General features: G+C 57.6%; 3 protein-coding genes and 1 pseudogene. 1 reads left to right on the forward strand and 3 read right to left on the reverse strand.

The features are described 5' to 3' along the window. The 3 genes and pseudogenes from GSQ91_RS18665 to GSQ91_RS18675 form a co-directional block, all read right to left on the reverse strand. Positions 1 to 387: pseudogene (locus tag GSQ91_RS18665) on the reverse strand (radical SAM protein); the annotation flags it as partial. Then, entirely contained in the window at positions 387 to 632 is a 246-nt protein-coding gene (locus GSQ91_RS18670; protein ID WP_158823245.1) for a hypothetical protein, read from the reverse strand. The pseudogene GSQ91_RS18665 and the gene GSQ91_RS18670, both read right to left, overlap by 1 nt. Further along, positions 616 to 1,347 (reverse strand): prolipoprotein diacylglyceryl transferase, encoded by a 732-nt coding sequence (locus tag GSQ91_RS18675; RefSeq protein WP_158823246.1) that lies wholly within the window; start codon positions 1,345 to 1,347, stop codon positions 616 to 618. Before GSQ91_RS18675 ends, GSQ91_RS18670 begins: the two co-directional genes overlap by 17 nt. Before the next feature lie 141 nt (positions 1,348 to 1,488). On the opposite strand from GSQ91_RS18675, the gene GSQ91_RS18680 reads away from it, so the two are divergent. Then, the gene (locus GSQ91_RS18680; RefSeq protein WP_158823247.1) at positions 1,489 to 3,990 is read left to right on the forward strand and encodes a 2-oxoglutarate dehydrogenase E1 component; all 2,502 of its coding nucleotides are present in this window, start codon (positions 1,489 to 1,491) and stop codon (positions 3,988 to 3,990) included. The last annotated feature ends 175 nt before the right edge of the window (positions 3,991 to 4,165 follow it).

Here is a 4,165-nt window from a genome sequence, read left to right on the forward strand (position 1 = left end):
CATGGAGCGGTAAGTTGTGCGGTGCGGCCCGCTCTCCGCGTAGCAGATCGGGCAACTCAGATTGCACGCATCACATATCTCGATCAACGAAAGGCACGAGTGCTGTTCGTGGTCCGGGCACAATCCACAGTCGTAGGGACAGCCGTACTTCACCGGAGTGTTGTAGTGGTCCGGCATCTCTGGCGGTTTTAGAAACACCTCGCGACAGCGTCGGTAGTAGTCCACATCATCGGCCATCAGCACACGCTCGAATCCATGTTCTGGACAACGCTTCAGCATGAAGACGTTGCCGTCCTCGAAGACAATCTTCGCGTCAATGCGCCGGTAACATGTCGTGCAGATCGACACGGCTGTGTCGTAGAACAAGTAGTCTCGCGTCTTTGCCATCACTCACCATCCTTGCGAGATACCGCGACGATGCCTTCAACAATAGCGATGATGAGGCCCACGAGGATACCGAGCACCGATGCGAAAAACAAGAAAAGCCCAACACTACTCAAAAATCCGAAGTTCCCGTGTGACACTCTCGATTGCACACCGCACAATCCAAGTGCCAGCAATACACCCACTACCGATACGCCAATGACTTTCAGTCCAATGATCTTTCGTGGCTTCTCAATTTGCGTAGACACTTCGCACCTCCCGTGTGCGCATTCCTTCGCTCAACACCAGCACAATCAGCCCAGCCACACATGCCCACTGAATCAGGTTCATCCCTGCAACCAGAGGTTGTGGCTTAATAAAGTCGATCAGCAGCCGCCATCCAAGATACGCCGCCAGAAACCCTCGAAATACTTGCCCTTCAACATGCGGCCTTCTGTTCCATCGCCACAGCACCCAAGCCAACAGCGCAAGAAAACAGAATTCGTACAACTGCGTGGGATGCCGCCTTATTCCGTCACCAAAGTTCACGCCCCAGGGCAAAGACGTTGCTGTTCCATAAGTGTCATCCGCAATCCCCGCAAAGAAGCACCCGATCCTGCCAATCGCAATCCCCACGCACAGCGGCACCGCAAAAAGATCACCCGTCCTCGACTTCACACCGGCGATCCCTTTTGCTATCTCGACCGCAATCCATCCACCCAGCAACCCACCCACAATCGTCTTGCCGCCGGCCCGCAACACATCGTTCCAGTGGAATCCCATCTGAGGAGCCTGCTCGACCAGTCCCAACAAGCGGCTTCCGACCAGCGCACCTATCGCTGCAGCAGCTATTACGATCCATCTCCGCTCATCGCTCAGCGCATCTCCCTGCCGTGCGCGGCTCCAGCGGTACACAGCAAACCCACCTGTATACCCCAACGCCTCGAATAGCGGGTGCAACCCGGGATGGAAGATCGAGAGCAAGTTAGAGCGAGTGTAGCGAATTTTGCCCCGAGATCAGAGCCAGCGGCGTGTTCCAGCCCAGGTTCGTATTGCGGCACTATTGAGCGAATATCGAACAACCATTCCAAACGCCGTATCGAAAGGTCTAGCATAGATAGTGTCATGCCGACGAAGACGCTCACACCAACGAAGCCTCCCACCAAGCCCACAACCACCAATAACGATAGCGCCACGCGCGAAGCTACCTTCGACATCTTCCGCCGCTGGGGCTATCTGCAGGCATCACTAGATCCACTTGGCCAGTATCTTCCACCTGAGCCCTTTCCTACGCCTGCACCTGATGGTGCGGACTCCGAAGAAGCTCGCCGTTACTACTGCGGCTCCATTGGTGCGGAGTTCATGCATATTCCTTCGCCCGAGAAGCGCGCATGGATCCAGGAACAGCTTGAGGGCGACTACACCGCTCATAACACAGCGCGCATTCTCACCGGCCTCATCCGCGCCGACATCTTCGAACAGGTAATCCAGCAGCGCTATCTCGGGACGAAACGTTTTTCACTCGAAGGGCTGACCGTTCTTGTCCCCTTTCTCGATCAGGTCTTTACGACTTCAGCCGACAACGGCGTCACTCGCTCCGTCTTCGCGATGAGCCATCGCGGCCGCCTGAACGTCATGGTGAATACCATAGGCCGCGCCTCGGAAGAGGTCTTCACCAAGTTCGAAGACGTCGACCCGCGCAGCACCATGGGCGGTGGAGATGTGAAGTACCACACCGGTGCAACCGGCGACTTCATCACGCCCAACGGCAAGAGCATTCATCTGCACCTCGCATCGAACCCAAGCCATCTTGAAGCCGTCGACCCAGTCATCATGGGCCGCGCACGTGCGTATCAGGAGCGGATCGGAAAAGAGGGCCGTCAACAAGTGCTGCCACTCATCATCCACGGTGACGCGGCCTTTGCCGGCCAAGGCATCTGGGCCGAGACGTTGAACCTCGCCTCGCTGCACGGCTATAACGTCGGTGGAACGATCCAGGTCATCGTTAATAATCTGCTCGGGTTCACGGCACTGCCAGAGGAATCCAACTCCTCGCGTTTCGCCAGCGATCTCGCCAAGCGGCTGCCGATTCCAATCTTCCACGTCAACGCCGAAGACCCGGAAGCGGTCGTGCGCATCGCCGTACTGGCCGCAAACTATCGTCACACGTTCGGCTCCGATGTCGTCGTCGATCTCATCGGCTACCGCCGCCACGGCCACAGCGAAGTCGACGACCCAACCGTGACGCAGCCGCGTCGCTACGCGATCATCAAGGACCATCCGCAGCTCTACAAGCTCTATGCCGAAAAGATCGGCGTCGATCCCAGCGCAGAGATCACTGCGGTGCAACAGGAGTTCCTCGAAGACCAGAAGGCCGCGACTCACGCCGATCATAAGCCGAAGATGCACACGCTGCCGGATTATTGGGCCCCGTACTACGGCGGTGCGCTGCGCTCCGTCCCGCCACCTCGCACCGGCCTTGACGCCGCGGAGATAACCTCGCTCACAACCGCGCTTACTACTGTGCCTGAGGGCTTTCACGTTCATCCGAAGGTTGAAAAGTTGTTAGCTCAGCGCGTGGAGATGGGCGCGGGCAAGAAGCCGTTCGACTATGGCATGGCTGAGTTGCTGGCATACGCGTCTCTTCTCAAATCAGGCACGCCGGTTCGCCTCACAGGACAGGACTCGCAACGCGGCACGTTCAACCAGCGGCACTCGGTGCTCATCGACATCGAAACTGAAGTGCGCTACTCTCCGCTCAACAACATCGCACCCAATCAAGGTCGCTGGGAGGTCTACAACTCCATGCTCTCCGAAGCCGCCTGCCTCGGCTATGAGTATGGTTTCTCGCGTGATTTCCCTGAGGCTCTGGTGCTATGGGAGGCGCAGTTTGGGGATTTTGCGAACGGGGCGCAGATCATCATCGATCAATTCCTCGCTGCGGGTGAAGCGAAGTGGGGCCTGCTCTGCGGCCTAGTGTTGCTGCTGCCGCACGGTTACGAAGGCCAGGGACCAGAGCATTCCAGCGCACGCATCGAACGCTACCTGCAGCTTGCAGCACAGAACAATATTCAGATAGCCCAGCCCTCCACCGCTGCGCAGTACTTCCATCTGTTGCGCCGCCAGTCTCTTCGTTTGTGGCGCAAGCCGCTCGTCGTATTCACACCGAAGTCGATGCTGCGTCACCCGGATGCAATGTCGAGCATCGAGGATCTGGGCAAGGACTCCTTCCAGAATGTGCTGCCGGACAGCGAAGCACAGAATCCGCGCCGTCTACTGGTCTGCACCGGCAAGATCGGTCACAATCTGCGTGTCGAACGTGCGAAACGTGGCGACATGAGCGTCGGTATCATCTTCATCGAGCAGCTCTATCCGTGGCCCGAAGCTGAACTGCGAGCCGCGCTCGAGCAGCATCCTGGCGCTGCTGAAATCGTCTGGGTGCAGGAAGAGCCGGCGAACATGGGTGCTCTATCGTTCGTTCTGCCAAGGCTGAAGCGCGTGGCAGGAGATCGGCCCGTGTTGACCGTGAAGCGAACCGCTAGTGCGAGCCCCGCGACGGGTTCTGCAAAGGCTCATGAAATGGAAGAGAAGACACTGATAGATCTGGCATTGGGACATGGTTCGTAGCTACAAAGTTGGTTGACGGAGTTGTAGAGAAGTGGCACGGCGTTGGACTCTAGAAGGGCTCAACGCTGTGCCATTTCTACGTGCAGTTGTTCTATCACTGGATAGCTGGGTGGCTGTAGCTGGTCAAGAGGTTGTTACATCGTCGAGTCTGCTGACGGGCGGTTTGTCGTTGAGG

The sequence above is a fragment of the Granulicella sp. S156 genome, from assembly GCF_009766105.1.
Taxonomy (GTDB): Bacteria; Acidobacteriota; Terriglobia; order Terriglobales; family Acidobacteriaceae; genus Granulicella.